Origin of the sequence: Commensalibacter oyaizuii (genome assembly GCF_029953265.1) — a bacterium.
Lineage (GTDB): Bacteria > Pseudomonadota > Alphaproteobacteria > Acetobacterales > Acetobacteraceae > Commensalibacter > Commensalibacter oyaizuii.
Genome location: NZ_JASBAO010000001.1, coordinates 359,048 through 382,576, shown reverse-complemented (window position 1 = coordinate 382,576; position 23,529 = coordinate 359,048). Strand labels below are relative to the sequence as shown.

Sequence of the window (23,529 nt, the reverse complement as noted above, 5' to 3'; positions counted from 1 at the left end):
CCTCTATCAATGAAAAAACAGCTGGATATGTTCAATAACAGGTCCCAATGCCAATGCTGGCACATAGGTCAAAGCACCCACTATTAAAATGATGCAAATCAATAATCCGATAAAAAGCGGTGTATGTGTTGGAAACATATTATCTGTTGCAGGGATACGTTTTTTCATTGCAAACGATCCAGCCACCGCCAACATCGGAATAATAACCCCAAAGCGTCCCATAAACATTGCAAAGGCCAGCATTAAATTGTAAAAATTCGTATTTGCTGATAATCCAGCAAAGGCACTGCCATTATTATTTGCAGCAGAGCTGAAGGCATATAATATTTGTGAAAAACCATGTGGCCCAGGGTTGGTAATTCCTGCGATCCCTTGTGGGGTCAAAACGGCAATAACCGTGCAAATTGAAATAATGAATGCACTATTTAACATTGCGATAGCAATTAATTTCATATCTTTAGGTTCGATCTTTTTGCCTAAATATTCAGGGGAGCGCCCAATCATCAAACCAGCAATAAAAACCGTTAACATGATAAAGATTAATATTCCATATAAGCCTGATCCCACACCCCCAAAAACGATTTCCCCTAATTGCATTAACAACATGGTTATACCACCACTAAGCGGCATAAGAGAATCATGCATGTTATTAATCGCACCACAAGACGCCGCCGTCGTTACAGCTGAAAACAATGCGGATCCTGTTATTCCAAACCGTGCCTCTTTACCCTCCATATTCGTGCCTGTCTGTGTAGAGGATGAAACCGTATTAAACCCTGTTTGTTCCCATACAGGATTGGTTTGTTGTTCTGTAATTAATAACGCACTGGCAAAAACTATGAATAATATGCTCATCGTTGCGTAAATCGCCCATCCTTGCCTTGTATCTTTGACCATACTCCCAAAACAAAAACATAACGCTGCTGGTATAAGAAAAATACACAACATCTGTACAAAATTAGTTAATATTGTCGGATTGGAATAAGGATGAGAGGAATTAGCATTAAAAAACCCACCGCCATTTGTTCCAAGGAGTTTAATTGCCTCTTGAGAAGCATTTGGTCCCATTGCAATGGTTTGCGATGCCCCTTCTAAAGTGTTTATCGTAACTGGGGCAGACAAATTTTGTATAACCCCTTGGCTTATAAAAAAGAATGAAACAATGATCGATAAAGGCAGCAATATATATATCGTAACGCGGGTTAAATCGACCCAAAAATTACCTAATGTTTTTGCATCTTGTTTTGAAGAGCCAAACCCCCGAATAATTGCAAAGACGACGGCTATACCCGTTGCTGCAGACAAAAAATTCTGAACAGTTAACCCCAACATTTGGGTAAGGTAGCTGACACCAATTTCACCACTATAAGCCTGCCAATTAGTATTGGTAACGAAACTGACAGCCGTATTGACAGCGAGGGATAAAGATGGAGCCCGGGCATCATTAACATTTAATCCCAAATATCCCTGAATTAATTGCAATAATATTAAAAAGAAAATACCCAAGATATTAAAGGCAAGGACACTGATACCATATTGCTGCCAATTCATCGAAATATTCGAATTGATCCCACAAATTTTGAAAATAAAGTACTCGATACCTGATAACAACTTAATCTTAAAGGTCGGTTTCGCAATATTAGCTAAAATTTTTCCAAGTGGGTATGCCAATATCGTTAGTATCAGCATAAAACCAATTAACATAGAAATTGATTGCACGGTCATTTTAAAAGTCCTCGGCTCGATAAAGGACATATAATAAAAAGCCGACGAGACTCATTGCTAAAAGGCAAGCAATACCCATAAAAATAGACATATAATGAAAACTTTCATCAAATTCATATATGTCCTTCAACATAGGAAAATAAATATAAAAAAAGTGTAAAATTTATTTAAAAATATATAAAAAAAGTATAAATATTTAAACATTTCTTTCATAAATTATCCAAGATATACCTTTGCATTTCTTTCAACGATTTGATCATAAATTACTGTCTCCAAAACCATTGCCTCAATTAACAGGGATCAAACGCTTTTGTGTGGAATTTTTGTTTTTTGGAATCAAAGAAGCTAGGGCCTGTTTGTTTGTTGGATTATTTTTCTTATCTGTATTTATTATTCCAAAACATGGAATATGGGGCATTTCCAGATATGATCTTTTGTTTTTGATTGCCGTTATTATTCAACTTTGGATGGTACTCAGCAATTTGGAAACTTGGGATGAATTAAAAGCCATTATGTTATTTCACATCGTCGGTTTTGTTTTAGAGGTTTTTAAAACCTCTTCTCATATTCAATCATAGAGTTATCCCGAATTTGCTTATACCAAAATTCTTGGAGTACCTCTTTTTGCTGGCTTTATGTATGCCTCAATTGGCAGTTATATTATTCAAGCATGGCGATTATTTGATTTAAAGATTTACCACCATCCCCCCTATATTTTGGCTGTAATTGTTTCTTTATTAATTTATATTAATTTCTTTACCCACCATTATATAGGAGATTATCGCTGGTATATCGCTGCCACAATCTTGGGACTGTATGCAAGAAGTGTGGTCATATTCACCCCTTATGATCGTGAACGAAAAATGCCTTTATTGCTTGCTTTTGTACTAATTGGTTTTTTCATTTGGCTTGCTGAAAATATCAGCACATTTTTCGGCATTTGGAAATATCCCAACCAATTAACATCCTGGTCCGTTGTTCATGCTGGGAAATGGAGTTCTTGGGCACTGTTGGTCATTATGACATTTACCATTACTATTTTCATAAAACATATAAAAGAAAAAGTATATGTTACAAAATAACTGTATATAAAAATAAAAAAAAGCATTATATCAGCTTAAAAAGCAAAAATATATTGTATTTAGATAATAATAAAAAAAAATTAATTTTACCTTAATTCATATTGCATATATCCAAACGGATCACTAACCTTAATATATAAATATTCGAATATATAAATACTCGATTATTCTTAGAATACATAATTGCAAGATGGAGGTTATTGATGCAAACATCAATTTTCGGAAAAAAAATTGAAATCCCCGACTGGTTCCGTCAAAAAATAGAAGAAATTTTAGAAAAAACAACACAAAAATATTTTGATAATGTTATTAGCGCAGCCGTAACCTTCAACAAAAACCCCTCTGGCTATACATGTCAAATTCACGTGCATGTTTCACAGGATCTGTCCATTCGCAGTGAAGGAAGCTCTAGCGAAGTTCAAAATGCGTTTGAAGATGCAATCAACCACATGACAAAACGTTTGCGCCGTTATAAAGGTCGTTTGTTACGTCGCAGAGTCCGCCCTGCGGATCATCGTTTGATTGAGGGTCGTCAATATATTATTCAACCAGAAGATCAAAACGAGCTGTCTCAACAAGAACAAGTTGAACGTGCTATTTCTGAAAGAATTATTGCAGAAAAAGCAACAGAAATTGATACATTAACTGTTTATGAAGCAATCATGCATTTGGACTTGTCAGAACGTCCAGTATTAATGTTTAAAAATTCTGATAACCAACGCGTTAGCGTTATTTATAAACAACAAGACGGCAAGATCGTTTGGTTGGATTCAGGAATTAACTCATAATATCTTTTTAAATTTAAAAAAGAGTATAACTTTATTATTATACTCTTTTTTACAAATACTTATATTGCGCAACGTATAAGTATCTCTTTAATAGTTTCCTAATTTAAATTAATGCACCATTGTTGGCAGCATTTCATATTGAACAATTGCAGCATAAGCTGTCTTTGCATTATCGGTAACCGCCACAGGGGTTCCATCTGCTGCATGAATAGCAAAAGCTTGTTCGCCATTAATCATAATCGTTTTTACATAAGCAAGCTGTGAAACACCAAGTGCTTTTAATTGATCTTCTGTAAGATTATGAACATCAACAATCAATTCGTTACCTTTTGCTGCGATTAATTTTGTTTTGTCATCTGCAATTTTTTTATCCATCTTTATAATCCTTTTTGAAAAATAGAAGGACTTCTATACAGATTATTTTTTCTATATAATTGTCTTATCTTTCTTTAGTAATCGCTTGTATACTTCGTTCCAGACCAGAACGATCCGAAGAACGATGTAAATCTGGCAATCCCCCTTTATGAGAAGATGCCTTATTATTGACCTTTTTACGCGATGCGTAGTTTTGGGCAATTTCTATACGTTTAACAGTCATTTCTGGCTTGGGTCGGGTAATGTCAATATGCAATAGACCATTATCTAACCAAGCACTTTCTACTTCTATCCCTTCAGCAAGAACGAACGCCCTTTGAAACTGTCTAGCTGCGATCCCTCTATACAAAAAGATCCGTTCCTGACTATCCTCAGATTGTCTTCCCCGAATAACCAACTGGTTATCCTCTTGTGTGATTTGTAAATCATCCATCAAAAATCCGGCAACAGCCAACGTAATCCTTAGACTTGAAGAACCAATCTGTTCTATATTATAGGGCGGATAGCCGTCCGATGTTGATTTCGCAGCCCGTTCCAAGATTTGTTCCAAATGATCAAAACCCAGGAACATAGGCGATGTAAAAAGCCTTCCTGACATGAAAGCCTCCTCCTTATTATTGAGCGAGACATCTAATATATAAGCCCACAATGGCACTTACCTTATTATAATATGGGAAAAACGATTCAATATGCAAGCAAATCGTATAAAATTATGATTTATCATTATTACGAAATATTGTATTCATAGAGTTAATTTATATATTTAAATATAATAACCAATTAAACAACGGCATAAAATCAATAATGAATACACAACTTGAAACGCTACCTATTTTAATTGCAACCGATCCTGCATTACGTAAAAAAGCCCGTTTGGTTGAACAAAAAGACCTTGAAGAATTAAAAAAAATTGTTCCCGTCATGTTTAATACCATGTACGAAGCTGCAGGTATTGGCTTGGCGGCACCTCAGGTTGGAATAGGCCTACGCTTTTTTATTATGGACGTCTCCAAAAGTGAAGAGGAAACATCTGAAAAATATGTTATTATCAACCCAGAAATTATTGAAGAATCAGAAGAATGCTCTGAATATAAAGAGGGATGTCTTTCCGTTCCAGATCAATCTTCAGAAGTTATTCGTCCAGAAAAAATAAAAATTCGATATATTGATCTAGACGGAGTTTCTAGAGAGTTAGAAGCAGATGGATTATTGGGCAGATGCATTCAACATGAAACGGACCATTTGGATGGAATCTTGTTCATTGATCATATTTCATCACTTAAACGTAATATAATCATGCGTAAAGTTATTAAAGAACAAAAAAGAAGTCGTTAGATTTTGAAAATTTATTTAAGGAAATATAATGCGTATCGCATTTATGGGAACCCCTGATTTTGCAGTTCCAGCCTTGCGTGCCTTACACCAGGCTGGGCATGAAATTGTCGCTGTTTACTGCCAGCCTGCCCGACCTGCAGGTAGAGGTCGCAAAATTCGCCCCTGCGCAGTGCAACAAGCAGCTGAGTCACTTAATATCCCCGTGTACGCACCTGTGAAACTTAAATATCAACCTCAAGAATTCGAACAATTCTCATCATTAAATTTGGATGTGGCCGTAGTTGCAGCTTATGGATTAATATTACCCAGTGAAATGCTGAATACGCCTAGACTGGGATGTCTTAATATTCACGCCAGCTTGTTACCCCGTTGGCGAGGGGCATCACCAATACAAAGTGCCATTTGGGCTGGGGATCGACAAAGCGGTATCAGTATTATGCGTATGGATGTTGGATTGGATACTGGGCCAGTATATTTTACCCAATCCCTCCCCATAACTACGACTACAACTGCACAGTCTTTGCATGATGACTTGGCTGAATTGGGCGGGAAATTAATTGTTCAAACACTCGATTATCTACACTCTAATCCCAACTTGCCCTATACCCCGCAGTCATCTGAGGGTGTTTGTTATGCCAGACAACTGGTCAAAGAAGATGGAAAAATTGATTGGTCATTAACTGCCCAAGAAATAGATCGACAAATCCGAGCCCTAACCCCTTGGCCAGGAACCTATAGTTTTTTATGGGATCAGCCCTTAAAAATTACTAAAGCCACAATCGGAAGCTCTACAAGTCAGTCTGAGCCAGGTACTGTTATCACCGCAGACCTACAAATTATTTGTGGTGACGGTCAAACAATTCAGTTGCTTGAGGTACAATTGGCCGGGAAAAAAGCTATGCCTGTTGCTGATTTCTTACGGGGGAATGTAATTAACCCAGGAACAATACTAGGCTAGAATTATGGATATTCAACGTTGGGCCGTTAAAATTGAATATGACGGCACAGGTCTGGTTGGATGGCAACGCCAAACCAGTGGCTTGTCTGTGCAACAAATTTTGGAAGAGGCCGCATATGGCCTTTGCAATCAAAAACACCATGTTCCCAGCATTACCGCAGGTCGCACTGATTCAGGAGTGCATGCACTAGGACAAGTAGCCCATCTAGATTTTCCCGCTCACTTACCCTTAACAGCAAAAAAAATCTGCGATGGGTTAAATTATTATATGAAACCTCATGCGGTCTCGATTTTACAAGCAGGCCAAGTAAACCTTGAATGGAGCGCACGTTTTACAGCCATTCAACGCAAGTATTTATATGTCATTTTAAATCGTCACAGCAGACCTGCATTGAACACCAACTATGTCTGGCATGTTCGTAAACCCTTGGACGTTCAAAAAATGCATAATGCTGCGCAACGTTTATTGGGTTTGCACGACTTTACCTCTTATCGTGCAACGGCATGTCAAGCAAATTCTCCCATACGTATGTTGGATAAATTTGATATTTATCAAATCGAAGATCGCATCCATTTTGAATGCGAAGCACGATCCTTCCTGCATCATCAAGTTCGAAACATGGTGGGTACTCTTAAAATGATCGGGGACGGATACTGGCCTGAGAAACAAGCCTATACAATTTTACAAGGCAAAGACCGCAAACTAGCAGGAATTACCGCACCTGCAACAGGGTTGTTCCTGAAGGAAATCGTTTACCCTAAAGATCCATTTACAACGTAATTAGTTTTTTATGCCAGCTTGCTGTGCGGTTTCCACGTAACTTTGTAAAGAAACGTAAGCCTGTAAAACATCAAAATTAAACCAAATAACAAACCCAGTCAGTAGAATTTTAATAGCTAATATACTGATTAGCACCATTACAGATTGTTTATTAGAGACCTCTAATCCTTCTTTGACGACAAACCAATTTAGCCAAATAAAATAGACCAAGATAAAAACAGCAATCATTGCAAAAAAAGCAACAAGTATTTGTGGTGACCCCATAAAAAGCAAGCCAGCCAATGATGCTAAAAAGAAAAAATCAATAATCGGCATCCAAGAACACCACATCAATGCTGTGGATGTACGTCGCCATAACCTTTCAACTTTCCATCGAGCAGCAAACCATTGAATAATCAGAACAGAGCATAAAACGCCAACGATATTACTACAAAAAGCTGAAATATTTAAAAAAAGCTTATTCGTTACACCAAAGTCTGAAGAAAAAAAAGGAATTATAATATTCATAACAATTGCAAAAGCAACCCAAGGAGCCAAGGCACTTAACACCCCCTCATTTGTAGAAGGGAATTCTTTTATACCTTCTTTTCTCCCTTTTCCCAACAATACCATTCCCCGGAACACATTCTTAACATGTTCCCCTTTGGGTGATGACGGACCTGATGAATTAGGCATCATAGAATATTATTTCCATTATTTGTAAATACATAGAAGTCAGTTGTTTTAATTCTTCAATACTAACCGCTTCATTGACCTTATGCATAGTTTGCCCTACAAGTCCAAATTCTGCAACAGGGCAATATCTTGAAATAAATCTGGCATCAGATGTTCCCCCACCCGTATCCAAACGTGCAGTAACCCCGTTTACGTTATGAATAGCTTGACAGATTGCTCTGACTTCATTTCCAGGTTCTGTTAAAAAGGCCTCGCCAGAAATCAAGACATCAACATGACATTGTTCCGCCACACGATGACACTGTGTGGATATCCATCCTGCTAAAGCGGATCCTGTGTGTAGGTTATTAAAACGAATGTTAATTCTGGCTGTTGCCGTAGCAGGAATAAGATTAGTTATTTCATTGCCAACATCAATACTGGTAACTTGCACTGATGAAGGCTGAAACCACTCGTTCCCTTGATCCAGTACAGGATTGGTTAAAGATTGTAAGATCGTCATTAATTTATGGATTGGATTGTCTGCCAGATGAGGATAGGCAACATGGCCCTGTGTTCCCTCAACTTTAATAACAGCATTTAAGCTGCCACGACGGCCAATTTTAATAATATCACCCAATGTCTGTGCACAAGTAGGTTCCCCTACCAGGCAAAAATCAGGGATGTGGTGATGCTCTTGCATCCATTCTAGAACTTTAACAGTACCGTTTATTCCTGGCCCTTCTTCATCCCCTGTAATTAAAAAACTGATTGAGCCATTAAAATCTGGATGCTGAGCAAGTAGAGATTCTACAGCGACAACGAAAGCTGCGATCCCCCCCTTCATATCACAAGCACCTCGTCCATAAATGACATTTTCTTTAATTTCAGCAGAAAAAGGATCATTTTGCCAATTTGTTTGCCCTGCTGGAACAACGTCTGTATGTCCTGCAAAACAAAAATGAGGGCTGCCTGAACCATAACGGGCAAAGAAATTTAAGACTTGATCTTTCCCCTCGCCATAAGGCAGATCAAAAATTTCAAATCCCAGTTTTTTTAACCGTTCTTTTAAAATGCCTTGGGCACCTGCATCAATTGGTGTGACCGATGGACAACGAATTAAATCTTGTAGCAAAGCAACTGGATCACCCATTAACAATCACACCTTATTACTTCTAGCTTCTTAAAAGTTCATTAATAGATGTTTTTGAACGAGTACGTTCATCAACACGTTTAATAATAACTGCACAAGCCAAACCAGGCAAAGGATTCCCAGTTTCACTAACAGCTTGTTTTGGCGGTAATGTACCAGGAACAACCACTGAATATGCTGGAACACGACCCATAAATACTTCGCCCGTTGTACGATCGATAATTTTGGTAGATGCACCAAGGAATACACCCATAGAAAGCACGCTTCCTTTTTCTACAATCACGCCTTCAGCAACCTCACACCGTGCACCAATAAAACAATCATCTTCAATAATCACGGGGGCAGCTTGTAAAGGTTCTAAAACCCCACCAATTCCAACACCACCGCTGATATGGCAATTTTTACCAATTTGCGCACAGCTACCAATAGTTACCCATGTATCAACCATGGTTCCACTGTCAACATATGCCCCTACATTCACAAAACTAGGCATTAATACAACATTAGAAGCAATAAAAGCAGAGCGACGTACAATAGAACCCGGAACAGCTCTAAATCCAGCCTTGGCGAATTCTGCATCTGTCCAATTGGCAAATTTCAGAGGTACTTTGTCATATGCAGGCACTCCAGACTCACTTTTCATGCCGTAATTATCGTAAAGACGAAAGGAAAGTAAAACCGCCTTTTTAACCCATTCATGAATGGTCCAACCAGTGTCGCTGGGTGTTGCTACCCGCAATGCCCCAGAATCAAGTAATGTTAATACTTGCTCGACAGCTTCACGTTCTTTACCCGTTGTTTTGGAAGAGATATTTGCTCTATCCTCCCATAAACGATCAATTTCACTTTGTAATACAGAATGATCTGTCATGATGGTATTTTCCTAATAATAAAATAAAAACCGCTAAAATATTTCTCTATGAACGATTAGCACGAATTAAGGTGCCTGATCCACCCTCTGTAAACAATTCCAATAGACAAGCATGTGAAACACGACCATCCATAATTACAGCAGCCTGAGCCCCTGCTTTTACAGCCTCTAAGCAAGTTTCGATTTTAGGAATCATGCCACCTGTAATAACACCACTTGCAATCGCCTCTTTTGCTTCATCTTCGGTTAATTCAGGAATCAGACAACCATCTTTATCCAATACCCCGGGAACATCCGTCAGCATAAATAATCTAGAGGCTCGCACTGCACCAGCAATCGCACCAGCTGCAATATCAGCATTGATATTATACGTCTGCCCCTGCTTATCCATACCAATGGGGGCGACGACGGGAATTAGCCCTGAACCAGATAGAGCATACAATACGCGTGGATCAATTTTAACAGGCTCGCCAACCAACCCTAAATCAAGAGTTCTTTCACGCTTAAGCTTTTCATCCCAGACATGTTTTACCAATTTATGGGCTTCAATCAATCCACCATCTTTCCCTGAAATACCAACAGCCAAGGCACCAGCTTGATTGATCAAAGTTGCAACCTGTTTGTTAACAGTCCCAGCCAAAACCATTTCAATGACATCGATAATAGCTTCGTTCGTTACGCGTAACCCATCAACAAAAGTTGTTTCAACGTCCATTCGCTTTAACATGTTATTAATTTGCGGGCCGCCGCCATGCACGATAATTGGATTGATGCCAACTTGCTTTAACAATGCAATATCATGACCAAAATCACTGGAAAGCCCACTGTCAACCATGGCATGACCACCATATTTAACTACAATGGTATCCCCTGTATACCGACGAAGATAAGGTAAAGCGCGCGCCAAAACCCTGGCTTGTTCATGGGCCTCTTTGGCGGCTTCTTTTACTGAATCTAATGGTCCCTGCTTGGTCATAAATTTTATTATCCTGAATTAATTATATCACTACCTAAACGACTAAACGTGCTAAATCTGCGCGTAACTCTTCAATTCCAATATTTTTTTGACTGCTCGTAAAACGTATAAATGGATACGCAGCTGTATGGGATTGAAGTAACTGAGAAATTTCTTTTTCCTTCTTTTCTAACTGTGTTGCAGATAAATTATCACACTTTGTCAAAACAATTTGAAAAGTTACCGCGGCACGATCCATCAATTTCATAATTTGATGATCACTTTCCTTTAACTCTATACGGGCATCTAATAATAACAAAACACGCAGTAAGGTGGGTCTGCCTCGTAAAAAAGAAAACATCATTCCTTGCCAATCTTTTTTTACATCTTTCGAGGCTTTGGCATAGCCGTAGCCTGGCATATCCACAAAGACCAATTGATCACCAATATTAAAAAAGTTTAACTGTTTAGTACGACCTGGCTCAGAAGAAGCTCTTGCCAACATTTTACGACCTGTTATTGCATTAATCAGGCTAGATTTACCAACATTAGATCGTCCCGCAAACGCAACCTCTGGTAACGTCGCGGGTTCTAATTGATTTAAACGTTGCGCACCAAAGAAAAACTTTGCTTCTTTAGCAAATAAAAGACGCCCCGCCTCTATCATTTTGGCGTGTTCAATTTCATCAATAGAGGGGGGTAATAAATCTCCCACTTAGTTTATCCTTTACCTGCTTTTTTGAGGCCTTTATTTTGTTTTGCATCCATTCGCTTTTGAATTACCAATTGTTGCAAGGCGGTCAACAAATTGTTCCAGCTATAGTAAATAACCAAACCCGCAGGTTGAGTTGCTAAAACCACGGTGAAAATTACAGGCATAAATTGAAACATTTTCTTTTGAATCGGATCCAAAACAGCAGGGTTTAATTTTTGTTGCAAATACATAGTTGCACCAAAAATTAATGGCCAAATCCCGATATGTAAAAATGGTGATATGACGGTTGGGTCAAAAGGTAACAATCCAAATAAATTAAATATATTTGTTGGATCTGGTGCTGATAAATCACGAATCCAGCCAAAAAATGGTGCATGTCGCATTTCAATGGTTACATACAAATCCTTGTACAAACACCAAAAGATAGGAATTTGAATTAAGATTGGTAAACATCCACTGGCAGGGTTAACCCCTTGCTCACGATATAATGCCATCATTTGTTGATTCATTAATGCTTGGTCATCTTTATACCGCTCGCGAATTTCTTTCATCTTGGGCTGTAAAGCTTTCATTTTTCCCATAGAATGGAATTGCTTTGAAGCCAACGGATAAAAAATTGCCTTAACGATCAAGGTAAAGCTTAACAAAGCCAGGCCAAAGTTACCCCAAAATGTATTCAACCAATCCAGCACAACAAAAATAGGATAAGTTAAAAAAGCAAACCACCCAAAATCAACAGCCTTCCAAAAGTCAGGAATATGATATTCTTTTTCGTAATGATTTAATAGATGAACTTCTTTTGCTCCAGAGAATACATGACCAAAAGACGTCACTGTTTCACCTGGTGCAACAGTCATTAATTGACGAGAGGTAAAGCTTACCTTATAGGTGCCTTTTTCAACACCATCAGAACTGTTTACGGCAGGCTGTACGCTGCTAGGGGTAAAACCGTAAGTTACACTGACATCTTTGTCCTGCTGAGGAACAATTGCAGTGAGCCAATATTTATCTGTAATACCAGCCCATCCACCCTTACCGTTTTTGCTCCACGCAACATCGTTGGGTGCCTTGGAATCTTCTCTAATCGATTTATAGGAACTTTGTTCTAAACGATGATCAACAACACCAATTGGACCGTCATGAACCAAATATCCATTTAATTCCTTGGGTGTGTATCCACGATCAACACGCGCATAGAAAAAGAATGATACTGGTTTATCAGAGGTATTTTTGACGGTTTGTTCAATTTTAAACATATAGTCTTTATCAATTGAAATAACCTTTTGGAATTCTAACCCCTCACCATTATTCCATGTCAAAGTTACAGGATGGCCGGTGGTTAATCGTTCTTGGTCCGCTTTCCACACAGAATTCATATCTGGAAATTTAACATTATTACGTTCGCTGTTTAACCAACCTGTTTGAACATAATTAGGTTCTGGCGTCTTGATCCCAGACAACACCCTAACCAACGATGAATTTGGTTTAATTGTTTCGCGGTATCCTTTTAAAACCAAATCATCTAAAAGGGCACCTCTTAAATTAATCGATCCTTTTACCGCGTCTGCCTCGATAGGAAGTCGTATATCAGGGCCGTTAGTATCAGCAACCTCTTGGTGTGAAGTATCGACTTTTTGGGTTAAAAGTTTCGTTTGCTCTTGTTTTACAGTTTGTTGTGTATGTTGCTCTTCTTTTTTAGGCATAAAATATTCAAATGCAAAAAGAAGTAAAACAGAAAGCAAAGTCGCCAGAAAAAAGCGCTTGTTATCCATTCAAAGCCAGCCAATCATTCATTGAATTTAGAAAAAATATCGCTCTATTTTTTCGGAGGGACAGGATCATATCCACCAGAATTCCAAGGGTTACACCGCAATATCCGCCATCCCCCCATCAAGATCCCTTTAAAAGCACCGTGATTACGAATAGCTTCTTGTGTGTAAACACTACAAGACGGGTTAAAACGACAATGATGTCCTAGTATCGGACGTAAAATAAGTTGATATAGATAAATCAAAGCAATAAGCAATCGTCTCATTTACTTGTTTAATACAATCCCAGCCTTGCGCAGTGCATAAACCAAATCTTTTACAATCGCCTGATATGGTCTTGAAAACGTGGTCTTACGCCCAATCATTACCATATCAATACCGTTATATGAAAAATCTTTGGCCACTTCCTGCATAACTGCCCGTAATCGGCGTTTTACACGATTACGCACAACAGCATTCCCTACTCTTTTCGTTACGGTGAACCCTACTCTGCTTGGCTCATTATCGTTTCGATGCAATATTTGCAAAACCAAACCAGAGGTAGGAATCTTTCGACCGTTTACAGCTACATTTAAAAATTGTATCCGCTTTTTTAAACGCAAGATCATATGGGTATTGTTGGCTGGCTGAATTTCTTTATCTGTATCAACCACAAATTACACTCGTCTTAACACCATATTATTAAGCGGAAAGACGTTTACGTCCTTTTGATCTACGGTTAGCAATAACTTTGCGACCACCAACAGTAGCCATACGAGCGCGGAAGCCATGACGACGTTTGCGAACAATTTTTGAAGGTTGATATGTACGCTTCACGAATTTTCTCCTTGTAAGTAAACTTGATGACGAGAAGTTAACAAATTATCCCACCACCAAATTCATAGAATAAATATAGTCTTAAAAAGCAGGTTATAATCTGAATATGGAAAATCGTCAATCTAAGTCCATAGTCAGGCCAATTTTTTTATGATATTTAGTAACAATTATATCATTTTCCAGAGGATGCTCTAAAAACATGGCTACTCCTACCCCCTCATTATCCCCATATAAATCAGTTTTTATTTATATGATCAGTGTCTTGTCTGGAATTATTCCCTGTATTATTGCCTTTATATTATTTAAATACAATGTTCCATTATGGACTATCTTTGTAATTATTGGTGTTTACATTACTATACTAATGGCCAATATTTTTTACAACTTCTTAAAACAAATTGATGCGATCAAAAACAAACACGAAAAAGAACTATCTGTATTAAGACACGACGTAAAGGGCTTATTATCACCTGCATTGCTGATGGCGGACCGTATTTTATTAAATAAATCTGCGGATGAAAAGATACAGAAATCCGCAGAATCTATTGCTCAATCAATTGAAAAAGTATCAGAATATTTAACAGCAAGTAAAAACAAACATTAACGATTAACCGTTAAGTCAAAACTTTGTTTAATTAAATATTTTAATTCGTCTGCTGATACCGAGTTATTTAAAAGAATATTGACCCAATGTTCTTGGTCCATGTGGTATGCAGGTAAAAAACCATCCCTTTGCCTCAGAATATATATATGTTCAGGATGTAATTTAATATTTAAAATATCAATACGATTGCTAGTTGGTAAATTCAGCTGCCCCAATGTACATCCATAAGGACACCAAACCATTTTCTACTATTTTTATGTCTTAAAACAGCGTAATTAGGAAATCTTTTCCACGGGTAATCAGGAATAGTATCAAGACATGTTTTAACATACAAAAATATGTCTTGCCTATTCATGATTACAACAGCAATGGTTAGTACGTATTATTTTGGATCAATTCTATTTTGTATCCATCAGGGTCTTCTAAAAACGCAATAATTGTGGTTCCAAATTTAACAGGTCCTGGTTCTCTGGTTATCTTCCCCCCTGCTTTGCGTACTGATTCGGCAACTTGTGCAACATCATCAACACCTACGGCTAAATGCCCAAATCCAGTTCCCATTTCATAAGGAACGTCATGTCCCCAATTATAAGTTAATTCAATTTCAGCCTGTCCTGTAGAAGGATCCCCAAACCCCATAAACACAAGAGAATATTTACCTTCTGGTACATCCTTGCGACGGTTTTCACGCATCCCCAATAATTTATAAAATTCAACGCTTTTTTCTAAATTATGTACACGAATCATCGTATGTAAATAAGTACTCATGACGTATCTCTCTTTACTTTTTTATATATTTTATTTCAAAATTATCTGGATTATAGCTTAACAAGAATAACCCTTTTTCATTTGCAAGGCGAATAACTTCCTCTTGATTCACCAACAAGGTACCTCCAGCTTCGAATGCGATACCTTTTAAACCCGAATCAAATGCCTTTCGTATCGTCTGGGGCCCAATTGTCGGCATGTCAGCACGCCGTTCCTGTCCAGGCTTTACCTGCTTCACTAAAACACCGCCAGGGCCAGGTTGCTGGCAATCTTTAGCACGAAGCAGCATTAAATCTGTGCCTTCCATCGCTTCAACAGCAATAACCACACCATTTTGAATGATACATGCTTGACCAATATCTAGTGCACCCAAAGCACGATTAATTTCTATTCCCTTTATTATGTCTTCCAATGCTTGGGGATCAGGTTTGATTTTACCTAATACACCTTCAGTAACAGGGTCTAAGAATTCGTGAGCCCCAAGAACATTGAAGCCTTCATCCCCCAATACTTTAACCAATGCCGCCAATAAACCATCATCGCCTGCAAACAATGCTTTACCAATTTTAGCTAATATCTTAGCCCCTTCGGCATCTGGACGTAAATCTCGCCAAGATGGCCGTTTTACAGGGCCAATAAGAACGATATCCCTGCAATTATTTTGTCTTAAAAGTGACAAAATACGCCCAGCAGCTGCCAACCTGACATATTCATGAGGCCATGGCTCAACGATATTGGCTTCAGCAAAATCCTGAAATGCAATAATGAAAACGGGACGTCCTGTTGCGCTTACAGCTTCGGCAACTTTACCAGGAAGCGCCCCCCCTCCAGCTAGAATACCAACAGCCGTTCTTTTTGGTAATTCTGACATTATGGAATGCCTACTCTTCGCCTTCAGAAGAAGCGATCGAACGTCCTATTTTAACCAAACCACGACGGCTAGGTTGTTCTATAAATTTAATAATTTCTTGAACACGATCATTCTGTCCAAATTTTTCTTTTACAATTAGTAATCGATCTTCAAAGACGTTATTCGATAACTCATCGCGAGGGAACAAGGTACGATACACATTTCTTAAAATATGCAATTCTGTATTTTTAACACCATTTCGTTTTAACCAAACCCAATGCATACCTACCAAGCGTGCTCGATTCCCTACAACGCTGCCATAAGGAATAACATCAGATTCAACCCCAGTTACACCACCAACCAAAGCGGCTCGACCAATACGAACGAATTGGTGGATTGCAGCCGACCCCATTATCCGTGCATCATCGTCGATGTGAACGTGGCCGCCAAGTACAACATTGTTAACAATAATCACCCGATCGCCTAAATGACAATCATGAGCGATATGAGCATTAACCATTACTAAGCAATCTGAACCAATATATGTAATTCCAGAACCTATTTCAGTACCACGATGAATGGTTACTTGTTCACGCACAATGGTTCGACTACCAATGACGCATCGTGTTGGCTCACCCTTATATTTTAAATCCTGAGGTGCTAAACCTATCGTAACAAAAGGGTAATAAACTGAATCCTTGCCAAGGGTGGTGTGCCCATCAACGACAACATTAGCAACTAGCCGAACCCCGTCTTCAATCACGACATTTGGACCAACCATGCACCAAGGGCCGATGACAATCCCTTGACCCAATTGAGCACCAGGGGAAACAATCGCTGACGGATGAATATGATTACCCATAGAATCTGTATTGACTTGTGAGCTATCTGCCAATGTTTCTTCCATCACTATCAATTTTAAAAATTCATCTTCAAAATTATGAATATAGATTATAATTTACATTATACTATTATTCATGAATTATTAATATTTATGAATAATAACAAATAAATAATTTAATGATCCAAAATCATTGCGCTAAAGAAAGCTTCTGCTACGATTACATCGTTCACTTTTGCAAGGCTGCGAAATTTCCACACGTTTGCACGGTTACGTTCTTTCGTAACATGGATATATAACTGATCACCAGGGACAACAGGACGGCGAAACTTGGCGTTATCTATTGTCATGAAATAAACCAGTTTCCCTTCACATTCCTTACCTAATGTTTTTACAACCAACACCCCTGCTGTTTGTGCCATTGCTTCCACAATTAAAACACCTGGCATCACTGGGCGTCCTGGGAAATGTCCTTGAAAGAAATTTTCATTTACAGAAACATTTTTTATTCCTGTTGCAGAATGATCCCTCGTAACATTAACAACACGATCAATGAGCAAAAAAGGATATCTGTGTGGAATTGCCTTCATAATTCCTTCAATCTCAATCAAAGGAATATCAACAGGCTGATTTAATTCTGATTTTTGATCTAAATTTTTATCTTCTGCGTTCACGTTTCAAACCACTCGCTATAACAATTTTGTAATAGAGTTACGCACCTTATATGAAAATTACAAGATGCTTTTATTTTATTTCTTTTCTTTAGTGCCTGACGTTTTAACAAGACGGCGCAAAAAAGCAACGTTTTTAAAGAATTCTCGGAAAGGCATGGCTGGACTGCCAATAACATCTGATTTTGGTTCAACGTCTGACATGACTCCACATTGTGCGCCGATCCGCGCACGATCACCAATACGAATATGACCAATTAATCCTGCTTGTGCTGCAACAGTAACAAAATCACCAAGTTGTGTTGAACCAGATATTCCAGCCTGGGAAACAACAATACAACATTTTCCCATTTGTACATTATGACCAATTTGAACCAAATTATCCAAACGTGACCCTGCACCAATGATGGTATCTTTAACTGATCCACGATCTATAGTTGAGTTAGCCCCCACCTCTACATCATGATTCAATATCACTTTTCCAATTTGTGGAACACTAACAAAGCCTTCGTCACCAACAGCAAACCCAAAACCATCTTGTCCAATACGTGCGCCTGGATATATGGTAACCCGATCCCCTAAAACAGCATGGCTTAAAGATACGTGACTACCAATGCGACAGTTATTTCCAATAACGACCCCTTGTTCAATAATACTATGAGCCCCGATAATACAATTTTTCCCAATTTCAACATTATCCATAATCACAGCAAAAGGTTGAACTTCTATGCTAGGGTCAAGCTTGACATTTGGATGAATATAAGCAGTAGGGTGAATACCTGCTTTTGCCTGAGTTCTTGGGTAAAAAAGATTGGCAACTTTAGCCCACGCTAAATAAGGATTGGTGGTAACCAAAGCAACTGTATCTGATGGTACTTTATCAGCAAAAGCTGGTGACACAATAACAACCCCAGCCTTTGTTTCAGCCAACAAAGGTAAATAACGTTTGTTATCTAAGAAACTAACCTCTGAAGAATTTGCAATCTGCAAAGGCGCAATCGCCGTTAATTCGGAAATTATGTTTTTCCCCGATTGCGCTGGTATCAGCTGAGCACCCGTTTCTTTTACAAGTTTTTCCAATGAATAAGGACCAGATTTATCAAAAAAACGAGAATCACCAGGTTGGTTGTTATTTTGCTCAGCGTTCATTTTGCTTATACCTACTTTTAATTACACATTAATTACTGTGCAGGTTTTTTAGTAACGACACTCTTTTCATCAGATTTTTTACCACCATCAGGATTTGCCGTTGTAGGCATAGAGCCATTTTTTGCCAATTCTTCTGGGTCTACATCTGCCGCAGGAATAAAAACGGAAGGCAGATTTTTGTTCAACTCTTTTACAACTTCACTTGTAATGTCCAATTCATTCACACTTAAAGCTACTTGCTCACGATGTAAAACGAGGTTCATATTACGACTAGAAGCAACATTTTGAATAAGTTGAATCAGCTCTCTTTCTATTTGACCAAAAGCAACCTGTGCTGCTTCTTGAATGATGCGGCTACGATTTCTAAAGTCTTTTTGTGCATTTAGGACGCGCGCTTGCAGTTTACGACCACGAGATTGAATTTGATCTGCTGTCATAGTTTTTGCTTTGGCTTGGATTTGCTGTTGTTCTGCCCGCCAAGCTTTTTGCTCTTTTTGAACATCGCGTTGTAATGCATCACGACGTTCTACCAAAACTTTTTCTGCTTCTTGCGCTGCAATAGATTGACGCATAACGTCTGGAACACTAATAACCCCAATCACCGCTTGAGGAGGAGGGTTTCCCTTAGCAATAGGAGCAGGCGTAGGAATAGGCGGTAAAGGTAAAACAGGTTGTGCCTGTCCTTGAACATCCCCTTGTTCCCCGCCATCTATATCAGACGGTCCAATAGGCGTTGGTGCTGCCACTTTGGGTGCAACATGTTTTACAGCTTTTGGGGCAGAAGCAGCAGGTTTTGGTTGACTTGACTTTGGAATAAACCATCCACTATTTTCTTCTGCTGACGCTGTTGATGCTAATATCCCTGTTAAGGGCGAGGCGAATAATATTCCTGCAACAGCATAATAAACACTTAATTTCTTAACCATTGTAAATCCCTAAAACTGTTGTCCAAAGCCAAATCTGACAAGTTGTGTACGATCATGTTTTTGCTTAACAACGGGGTAACCAAAATCGACATTTAATAAACCAAATGGGCTTTTCCAAGAAACTCCAACCCCAGTGCTGACACGTGGTGACAAGCTATCTCCATAAACACCTGTATAACGCGCACCATCCTGAGCTTGGTTAGTATAACGCCTTTTTACACGCAATCCATCTAGCGCACCCATATCAACGAAATATCGTCCAGAAAGCCCTAGGTCCCGAGCAGCAGGCATCGGAAAATTAACTTGTGCAGACGCTGTATACATAAAACGTCCACCTAAAAAGTCCTCTTGATCATGACCTTGGATTGCATGACTGCGCGGTCCAACACCACCATCATAAAATCCTCTAAGATTATTACCACCAAGATAGAAGTTATCGATGATCATCGTATCTTTTTTACTACCATAATCTCCGATATATCCTGCCCCTGCTGTTAAGCTGAAGGTCCAATCACGGTTACCCGTAATGTCATCTAGTGGAAAATAATGAGACGCATCAATTTTACCACGCAAGTACTTCGCATCACCACCAATACCAGCAAAATCACCCCCAACTTTGACAAGGGTACCAGTATGGGGATTGATGCGACTGTCTCTAGTATCATAAGCAATGGTTGTGCTCAATTGAGAAAGTAAGGAATATCCTTTTTGATCCAAGATATAGTAAGAAGAACGATCCCAAATATCATGTACCCGACGATCAATAATTGAGTATGTCCATTGCTGTGATAGCACATTGTTAAAGGCATACCCTAAACGAAAAGAAGCGCCTAAACGATCCTCGCTATAATTTTGATAGGTTTGATAACTATTTTGAATATAAAATAAATCAATACCCGCCACTAAATTCTTATTTAAAAAATAAGGGTCTGTTACTGATAAATTTACCTGCTTTGCATAATACGCAGCAGTCCCTGAAATACCAGCATCAACCCCTGTACCCAAGAAGTTACGTTGTCTTAACCCAATATTCCCCAGAATACCAGAATCGGTAGAATATCCACCACCCAAGGAGAATTCACCCGTTGGTTTCTCTTGAACATTAATTGCAACAGAACGCTTATCTGGGGCAGAACCTTTGGCTTGTTGAACTTTAACCTCTTTAAAATATCCCAGATCTTCAGCTGCTTGCTTCATATATTTTTCAGTTGTACTGGTATATGGATCATTTTCAGCTGCGGGTAATTCACGACGAATAACATTATCCTTGGTTACTGTGTTTCCATTGATATCAATACGTTCAACATAAACACGTGGACCTTCCATCACATCGAATAAAAGATCTACAATCTTTTTCTCGGGATTTCTGGCAATTTCAGGCCTTACAACAGCAAAAGGGTGTCCCTCTGCTTGCAGATTCTCTTGAATATACTTGGCGACATCCTCAATTTCCTTGCCGTCGTAAATCTGGCCTTTACGCATGGCAACCATTGATTTAACTTTTTGCGCTGAAACCCCTTCTAAATTTGAACGAGCATCCACTTTGCCCAAACGATATTGAGGACCTTCTTGCAAAGTATAGGTAATGTAAAAGGATTTATGGTCAGGTGACAATTCACCAGTTGCATTAATTAATTTAAAATCAACATACCCGTTGCGCAAATAAAAACGTCTGATTAATTCGCCATCATATTTTACGCGCTCAGGATTATATTCATCTGATGAGGATAAAAACCGATACCAAGCAGTTTCTTTAGAAGAAGTTACTTGACTTAAACGTGCCTCACTAAAAGCGTGGTTTCCAACAAAGGCAAGCTTTTCAATCAGGGTCTTGGGACCTTCGTTAATCTTAAAAATAACATCAACACGATTACGTGATAAATGAATAATTTGCGGCGTAACCGTAACTGAGTAACGTCCCTTGGCAGCATACATTGCTAAAATACGTTGTCGATCAGCAGAAATTAACGCAGGCGAATAAATAGCACGTGCTTTTAAAGAGGTGTATTTTGTTATATCGGCATCTTTTAACTTACGATTACCTTCATAAGCTACGCGGTTAATAACTGGATTTTCTACAACCTTAACTTGCAATACGTTACCAGAACGATGCAGCGTAATATCTTTAAATAATCCTGTTGCGTACAACGTTTTTAAAGAACGATCCAATAAATCCCGATTAAACGGATCGCCAGGTTGTGCCAACATATAAGAAAGAACTGTTGGAACTTCAACACGATCATTTCCAATAACCTGTATGGATTGAATAATCCCACCCTTACTGGTTACTTGCTTACCAACAGATTTTTTACCCTTTGCATGATGAGCCCCTTTTACAGCTTTTTTATCATGCGAAGAATGAGACACATTCCCAGTTGTTTGAGCATGGATAGAGCTACATACAAACGGAAATATACATACAGAAGCAAACAGAGCCGAACGTTTACCTGACAAATCAGCCACCCTTTATTACTAATGGAAATCCACCAAATTGCATATCACAAGAGTTTTTATAAGCAAATACAAATCATCTTATTTTACATTAACAGTGAGTATCCGTTTTTTATACCTTTTGACAAGTCATTGCTTACGATTAACAGCATACTATTTAATTACTGTGTCCTGTAAGCCAACGTATTACTGATAATTGAGAAACATCATTATAAGTAGAAAATACAAAAAGTAATAAAATTAATGCAAAACCTATTTGAAATCCCCAAGCCTGTATTTTTTTGGGCACAGGTTTACGAATAACTGCTTCGATCGCATAAAAAACCAAACGTCCACCATCCAAAATAGGAATCGGAAATAAATTAATTAATCCCAAATTAATTGACAGCAATGCCATAAAACTTATTAAATCAGCAAATCCACCATGAGAAACCTGTCCAGACATTTGAGCAATCTTGATTGGCCCACCTAGTTCTTTGGCTGATCGTTGACCTGTTACCATTTGCCCTATACCAACAACGGTTTGATAGGTAATATTCCATGTTGCACTAAATGCAGCAGGTACGGCCTTAATTATTGAAAGAGGTTCCTTAAAATTAACACTACTTTTGAATTCAAGACCTATGCGTCCAATAGATTTATCATTTTGTATTTGAGTGCCAATCGTAATAGGTAAAGACACATCTTTATTATCTCGTTTAACAACAATGTTCGTCGTTAAATCTGGGTGTTGCGCGATAAATTCAACAATATTTTTTGCACTAGGTTGAGACAGATTATCTATTTTTATTATTGTATCATTAATTTCAAGGCCTGCTTTACTGGCTGGACTGTCTTTAACAATACCTTTTACGATAGGTTGCACGTCCAAATGTGGAGTCCCAACGATAGAAAACAATCCAATAAATAAAATAATTGCCAATAAGAAATTAAAAATAGGTCCCGCTGCGATAACAATAGCCCTACTTCCAACATCTTTGCCATGGAATGTTTTGCCAGGAATGTAGGTTGCACGCTCTTCTTCTGTAACATCTTCCGGATCAGCAAAACCGTGAGGTTTAACATATCCCCCTAAAGGTATGGGGCAAATACGCCACTCTGTTCCAACTTTGTCATGCCAACGATACAAAGGTTTGCCAAAACCAATGGAAAAAACATCGACATGAACCCCGCGCCAACGTGCTGCCAGATAATGACCCAATTCATGAATGAATACGAGCACACCCAAAACAAAAATAAACGATACTATCGCTCGTAAAAATTCATACATATCAATTAACCCTGTGATATCT

26 protein-coding genes and 1 pseudogene are annotated in these 23,529 nt (G+C 38.5%); 6 read left to right on the top strand and 21 right to left on the bottom strand.

The window, feature by feature from the left end; all coding sequences use genetic code 11:
- Nucleotides 1–6: 6 nt before the first annotated feature.
- The gene (gene kdpA, locus QJV27_RS01655; protein ID WP_281447248.1) at nt 7–1,725 is read right to left on the bottom strand and encodes a potassium-transporting ATPase subunit KdpA; all 1,719 of its coding nucleotides are present in this window, start codon (nt 1,723–1,725) and stop codon (nt 7–9) included.
- Between the two features lie 314 nt (nt 1,726–2,039).
- Here kdpA and QJV27_RS01650 point away from each other — a divergent pair.
- Together QJV27_RS01650 and hpf are read left to right on the top strand one after the other, a co-directional pair.
- Nucleotides 2,040–2,807, top strand: a pseudogene (locus QJV27_RS01650) (DUF817 domain-containing protein).
- Between the two features lie 203 nt (nt 2,808–3,010).
- Nucleotides 3,011–3,595 (top strand): ribosome hibernation-promoting factor, HPF/YfiA family, encoded by a 585-nt coding sequence (hpf, locus tag QJV27_RS01645; RefSeq protein WP_281447247.1) that lies wholly within the window; start codon nt 3,011–3,013, stop codon nt 3,593–3,595.
- 108 nt (nt 3,596–3,703) lie between these two features.
- On the opposite strand, the gene QJV27_RS01640 is transcribed toward hpf, so the two are convergent.
- Nucleotides 3,704–3,970 (bottom strand): DUF1150 family protein, encoded by a 267-nt coding sequence (locus tag QJV27_RS01640; protein ID WP_281447246.1) that lies wholly within the window; start codon nt 3,968–3,970, stop codon nt 3,704–3,706.
- Between the two features lie 64 nt (nt 3,971–4,034).
- Nucleotides 4,035–4,568, bottom strand: a complete 534-nt coding sequence (locus tag QJV27_RS01635; RefSeq protein WP_281447245.1) for an Hsp20 family protein — start codon at nt 4,566–4,568, stop codon at nt 4,035–4,037.
- A 206-nt stretch (nt 4,569–4,774) separates the two neighbouring features.
- Here QJV27_RS01635 and def point away from each other — a divergent pair, with 206 nt between their 5' ends.
- From def to truA, 3 genes are read left to right on the top strand one after another with little or no spacing between them, the layout of a single operon-like run.
- The gene (def, locus tag QJV27_RS01630) at nt 4,775–5,305 is read left to right on the top strand and encodes a peptide deformylase (protein ID WP_281447244.1); all 531 of its coding nucleotides are present in this window, start codon (nt 4,775–4,777) and stop codon (nt 5,303–5,305) included.
- A 28-nt stretch (nt 5,306–5,333) separates the two neighbouring features.
- Nucleotides 5,334–6,263 carry a methionyl-tRNA formyltransferase gene (gene fmt, locus QJV27_RS01625; protein WP_281447243.1) on the top strand — a complete coding sequence of 310 codons (930 nt, stop codon included), beginning with the start codon at nt 5,334–5,336 and terminating at the stop codon, nt 6,261–6,263.
- A gap of 4 nt (nt 6,264–6,267) precedes the next feature.
- Complete coding sequence (gene truA, locus QJV27_RS01620) at nt 6,268–7,044, top strand: tRNA pseudouridine(38-40) synthase TruA (protein WP_281447242.1); 777 nt, start codon at nt 6,268–6,270, stop codon at nt 7,042–7,044.
- Here the strand turns inward: truA and QJV27_RS01615 are convergent, their stop codons facing one another.
- The 9 genes from QJV27_RS01615 to rpmH all read right to left on the bottom strand — a co-directional run bounded on the left by QJV27_RS01615 (nt 7,045) and on the right by rpmH (nt 13,977).
- A complete protein-coding gene (locus QJV27_RS01615; RefSeq protein WP_281447241.1) occupies nt 7,045–7,722 on the bottom strand; it encodes a hypothetical protein in 678 nt (225 codons plus the stop codon).
- Nucleotides 7,712–8,851 carry a succinyl-diaminopimelate desuccinylase gene (dapE, locus tag QJV27_RS01610; RefSeq protein ID WP_281447240.1) on the bottom strand — a complete coding sequence of 380 codons (1,140 nt, stop codon included), beginning with the start codon at nt 8,849–8,851 and terminating at the stop codon, nt 7,712–7,714. Before dapE ends, QJV27_RS01615 begins: the two co-directional genes overlap by 11 nt.
- A gap of 22 nt (nt 8,852–8,873) precedes the next feature.
- Nucleotides 8,874–9,722, bottom strand: coding sequence for a 2,3,4,5-tetrahydropyridine-2,6-dicarboxylate N-succinyltransferase (gene dapD, locus QJV27_RS01605; RefSeq protein WP_281447239.1), 849 nt, complete (start codon nt 9,720–9,722; stop codon nt 8,874–8,876).
- A gap of 46 nt (nt 9,723–9,768) precedes the next feature.
- Entirely contained in the window at nt 9,769–10,698 is a 930-nt protein-coding gene (gene argB, locus QJV27_RS01600; RefSeq protein ID WP_281447238.1) for an acetylglutamate kinase, read from the bottom strand.
- A gap of 34 nt (nt 10,699–10,732) precedes the next feature.
- Nucleotides 10,733–11,344 (bottom strand): ribosome biogenesis GTP-binding protein YihA/YsxC, encoded by a 612-nt coding sequence (gene yihA / locus QJV27_RS01595; protein WP_281448952.1) that lies wholly within the window; start codon nt 11,342–11,344, stop codon nt 10,733–10,735.
- 53 nt (nt 11,345–11,397) lie between these two features.
- Nucleotides 11,398–13,164, bottom strand: coding sequence for a membrane protein insertase YidC (gene yidC / locus QJV27_RS01590; protein ID WP_281447237.1), 1,767 nt, complete (start codon nt 13,162–13,164; stop codon nt 11,398–11,400).
- A 44-nt stretch (nt 13,165–13,208) separates the two neighbouring features.
- Nucleotides 13,209–13,427, bottom strand: coding sequence for a membrane protein insertion efficiency factor YidD (gene yidD, locus QJV27_RS01585; protein WP_281447236.1), 219 nt, complete (start codon nt 13,425–13,427; stop codon nt 13,209–13,211).
- A complete protein-coding gene (gene rnpA / locus QJV27_RS01580) occupies nt 13,428–13,769 on the bottom strand; it encodes a ribonuclease P protein component (RefSeq protein WP_281448951.1) in 342 nt (113 codons plus the stop codon). It lies immediately after the preceding gene.
- Between the two features lie 73 nt (nt 13,770–13,842).
- The gene (gene rpmH / locus QJV27_RS01575; RefSeq protein ID WP_188909907.1) at nt 13,843–13,977 is read right to left on the bottom strand and encodes a 50S ribosomal protein L34; all 135 of its coding nucleotides are present in this window, start codon (nt 13,975–13,977) and stop codon (nt 13,843–13,845) included.
- A 199-nt stretch (nt 13,978–14,176) separates the two neighbouring features.
- On the opposite strand from rpmH, the gene QJV27_RS01570 reads away from it, so the two are divergent.
- A complete protein-coding gene (locus QJV27_RS01570) occupies nt 14,177–14,581 on the top strand; it encodes a hypothetical protein (RefSeq protein WP_281447235.1) in 405 nt (134 codons plus the stop codon).
- Here QJV27_RS01570 and QJV27_RS01565 read toward each other — a convergent pair.
- The 9 genes from QJV27_RS01565 to rseP form a co-directional block, all read right to left on the bottom strand.
- On the bottom strand, nt 14,578–14,823 hold the full coding sequence (locus QJV27_RS01565) for an MmcQ/YjbR family DNA-binding protein (protein ID WP_281447234.1): 246 nt from the start codon (nt 14,821–14,823) through the stop codon (nt 14,578–14,580). The two genes, QJV27_RS01570 and QJV27_RS01565, sit on opposite strands and share 4 nt — an antisense overlap.
- Nucleotides 14,824–14,953: 130 nt before the next feature.
- Nucleotides 14,954–15,349 (bottom strand): lactoylglutathione lyase, encoded by a 396-nt coding sequence (gene gloA, locus QJV27_RS01560; RefSeq protein ID WP_281447233.1) that lies wholly within the window; start codon nt 15,347–15,349, stop codon nt 14,954–14,956.
- 13 nt (nt 15,350–15,362) lie between these two features.
- Nucleotides 15,363–16,220 carry an LpxI family protein gene (locus tag QJV27_RS01555; RefSeq protein ID WP_281447232.1) on the bottom strand — a complete coding sequence of 286 codons (858 nt, stop codon included), beginning with the start codon at nt 16,218–16,220 and terminating at the stop codon, nt 15,363–15,365.
- Between the two features lie 10 nt (nt 16,221–16,230).
- Nucleotides 16,231–17,106 carry an acyl-ACP--UDP-N-acetylglucosamine O-acyltransferase gene (gene lpxA, locus QJV27_RS01550; protein ID WP_281447231.1) on the bottom strand — a complete coding sequence of 292 codons (876 nt, stop codon included), beginning with the start codon at nt 17,104–17,106 and terminating at the stop codon, nt 16,231–16,233.
- 110 nt (nt 17,107–17,216) lie between these two features.
- The gene (gene fabZ, locus QJV27_RS01545; RefSeq protein ID WP_281448950.1) at nt 17,217–17,657 is read right to left on the bottom strand and encodes a 3-hydroxyacyl-ACP dehydratase FabZ; all 441 of its coding nucleotides are present in this window, start codon (nt 17,655–17,657) and stop codon (nt 17,217–17,219) included.
- Nucleotides 17,658–17,789: 132 nt separating this feature from the next.
- On the bottom strand, nt 17,790–18,860 hold the full coding sequence (gene lpxD / locus QJV27_RS01540) for a UDP-3-O-(3-hydroxymyristoyl)glucosamine N-acyltransferase (RefSeq protein ID WP_281447230.1): 1,071 nt from the start codon (nt 18,858–18,860) through the stop codon (nt 17,790–17,792).
- Nucleotides 18,861–18,892: 32 nt separating this feature from the next.
- On the bottom strand, nt 18,893–19,786 hold the full coding sequence (locus tag QJV27_RS01535; RefSeq protein WP_281447229.1) for an OmpH family outer membrane protein: 894 nt from the start codon (nt 19,784–19,786) through the stop codon (nt 18,893–18,895).
- A 9-nt stretch (nt 19,787–19,795) separates the two neighbouring features.
- Nucleotides 19,796–22,240 carry an outer membrane protein assembly factor BamA gene (gene bamA / locus QJV27_RS01530; protein WP_281448949.1) on the bottom strand — a complete coding sequence of 815 codons (2,445 nt, stop codon included), beginning with the start codon at nt 22,238–22,240 and terminating at the stop codon, nt 19,796–19,798.
- 154 nt (nt 22,241–22,394) lie between these two features.
- Nucleotides 22,395–23,507: an RIP metalloprotease RseP gene (gene rseP, locus QJV27_RS01525; RefSeq protein WP_281447228.1), complete on the bottom strand. Its 1,113-nt coding sequence runs from the start codon at nt 23,505–23,507 to the stop codon at nt 22,395–22,397.
- Nucleotides 23,508–23,529: the final 22 nt, after the last annotated feature.

Excerpts from the sequence above, each read along its gene's own strand:
- kdpA (WP_281447248.1), bottom strand. The coding sequence starts at position 1,725 with ATGACCGTGCAATCAATTTCTATGTTAATTGGTTTTATGCTGATACTA.
- hpf (WP_281447247.1), top strand. The coding sequence starts at position 3,011 with ATGCAAACATCAATTTTCGGAAAAAAAATTGAAATCCCCGACTGGTTC.
- QJV27_RS01640 (WP_281447246.1), bottom strand. The coding sequence starts at position 3,970 with ATGGATAAAAAAATTGCAGATGACAAAACAAAATTAATCGCAGCAAAA.
- QJV27_RS01635 (WP_281447245.1), bottom strand. The coding sequence starts at position 4,568 with ATGTCAGGAAGGCTTTTTACATCGCCTATGTTCCTGGGTTTTGATCAT.
- def (WP_281447244.1), top strand. The coding sequence starts at position 4,775 with ATGAATACACAACTTGAAACGCTACCTATTTTAATTGCAACCGATCCT.
- fmt (WP_281447243.1), top strand. The coding sequence starts at position 5,334 with ATGCGTATCGCATTTATGGGAACCCCTGATTTTGCAGTTCCAGCCTTG.
- truA (WP_281447242.1), top strand. The coding sequence starts at position 6,268 with ATGGATATTCAACGTTGGGCCGTTAAAATTGAATATGACGGCACAGGT.
- QJV27_RS01615 (WP_281447241.1), bottom strand. The coding sequence starts at position 7,722 with ATGATGCCTAATTCATCAGGTCCGTCATCACCCAAAGGGGAACATGTT.
- dapE (WP_281447240.1), bottom strand. The coding sequence starts at position 8,851 with ATGGGTGATCCAGTTGCTTTGCTACAAGATTTAATTCGTTGTCCATCG.
- dapD (WP_281447239.1), bottom strand. The coding sequence starts at position 9,722 with ATGACAGATCATTCTGTATTACAAAGTGAAATTGATCGTTTATGGGAG.
- argB (WP_281447238.1), bottom strand. The coding sequence starts at position 10,698 with ATGACCAAGCAGGGACCATTAGATTCAGTAAAAGAAGCCGCCAAAGAG.
- yihA (WP_281448952.1), bottom strand. The coding sequence starts at position 11,344 with ATGATAGAGGCGGGGCGTCTTTTATTTGCTAAAGAAGCAAAGTTTTTC.
- yidC (WP_281447237.1), bottom strand. The coding sequence starts at position 13,164 with ATGGATAACAAGCGCTTTTTTCTGGCGACTTTGCTTTCTGTTTTACTT.
- yidD (WP_281447236.1), bottom strand. The coding sequence starts at position 13,427 with ATGAGACGATTGCTTATTGCTTTGATTTATCTATATCAACTTATTTTA.
- rnpA (WP_281448951.1), bottom strand. The coding sequence starts at position 13,769 with ATGATCTTGCGTTTAAAAAAGCGGATACAATTTTTAAATGTAGCTGTA.
- QJV27_RS01570 (WP_281447235.1), top strand. The coding sequence starts at position 14,177 with ATGGCTACTCCTACCCCCTCATTATCCCCATATAAATCAGTTTTTATT.
- QJV27_RS01565 (WP_281447234.1), bottom strand. The coding sequence starts at position 14,823 with ATGGTTTGGTGTCCTTATGGATGTACATTGGGGCAGCTGAATTTACCA.
- gloA (WP_281447233.1), bottom strand. The coding sequence starts at position 15,349 with ATGAGTACTTATTTACATACGATGATTCGTGTACATAATTTAGAAAAA.
- QJV27_RS01555 (WP_281447232.1), bottom strand. The coding sequence starts at position 16,220 with ATGTCAGAATTACCAAAAAGAACGGCTGTTGGTATTCTAGCTGGAGGG.
- lpxA (WP_281447231.1), bottom strand. The coding sequence starts at position 17,106 with ATGGAAGAAACATTGGCAGATAGCTCACAAGTCAATACAGATTCTATG.
- lpxD (WP_281447230.1), bottom strand. The coding sequence starts at position 18,860 with ATGAACGCTGAGCAAAATAACAACCAACCTGGTGATTCTCGTTTTTTT.
- QJV27_RS01535 (WP_281447229.1), bottom strand. The coding sequence starts at position 19,786 with ATGGTTAAGAAATTAAGTGTTTATTATGCTGTTGCAGGAATATTATTC.
- rseP (WP_281447228.1), bottom strand. The coding sequence starts at position 23,507 with ATGTATGAATTTTTACGAGCGATAGTATCGTTTATTTTTGTTTTGGGT.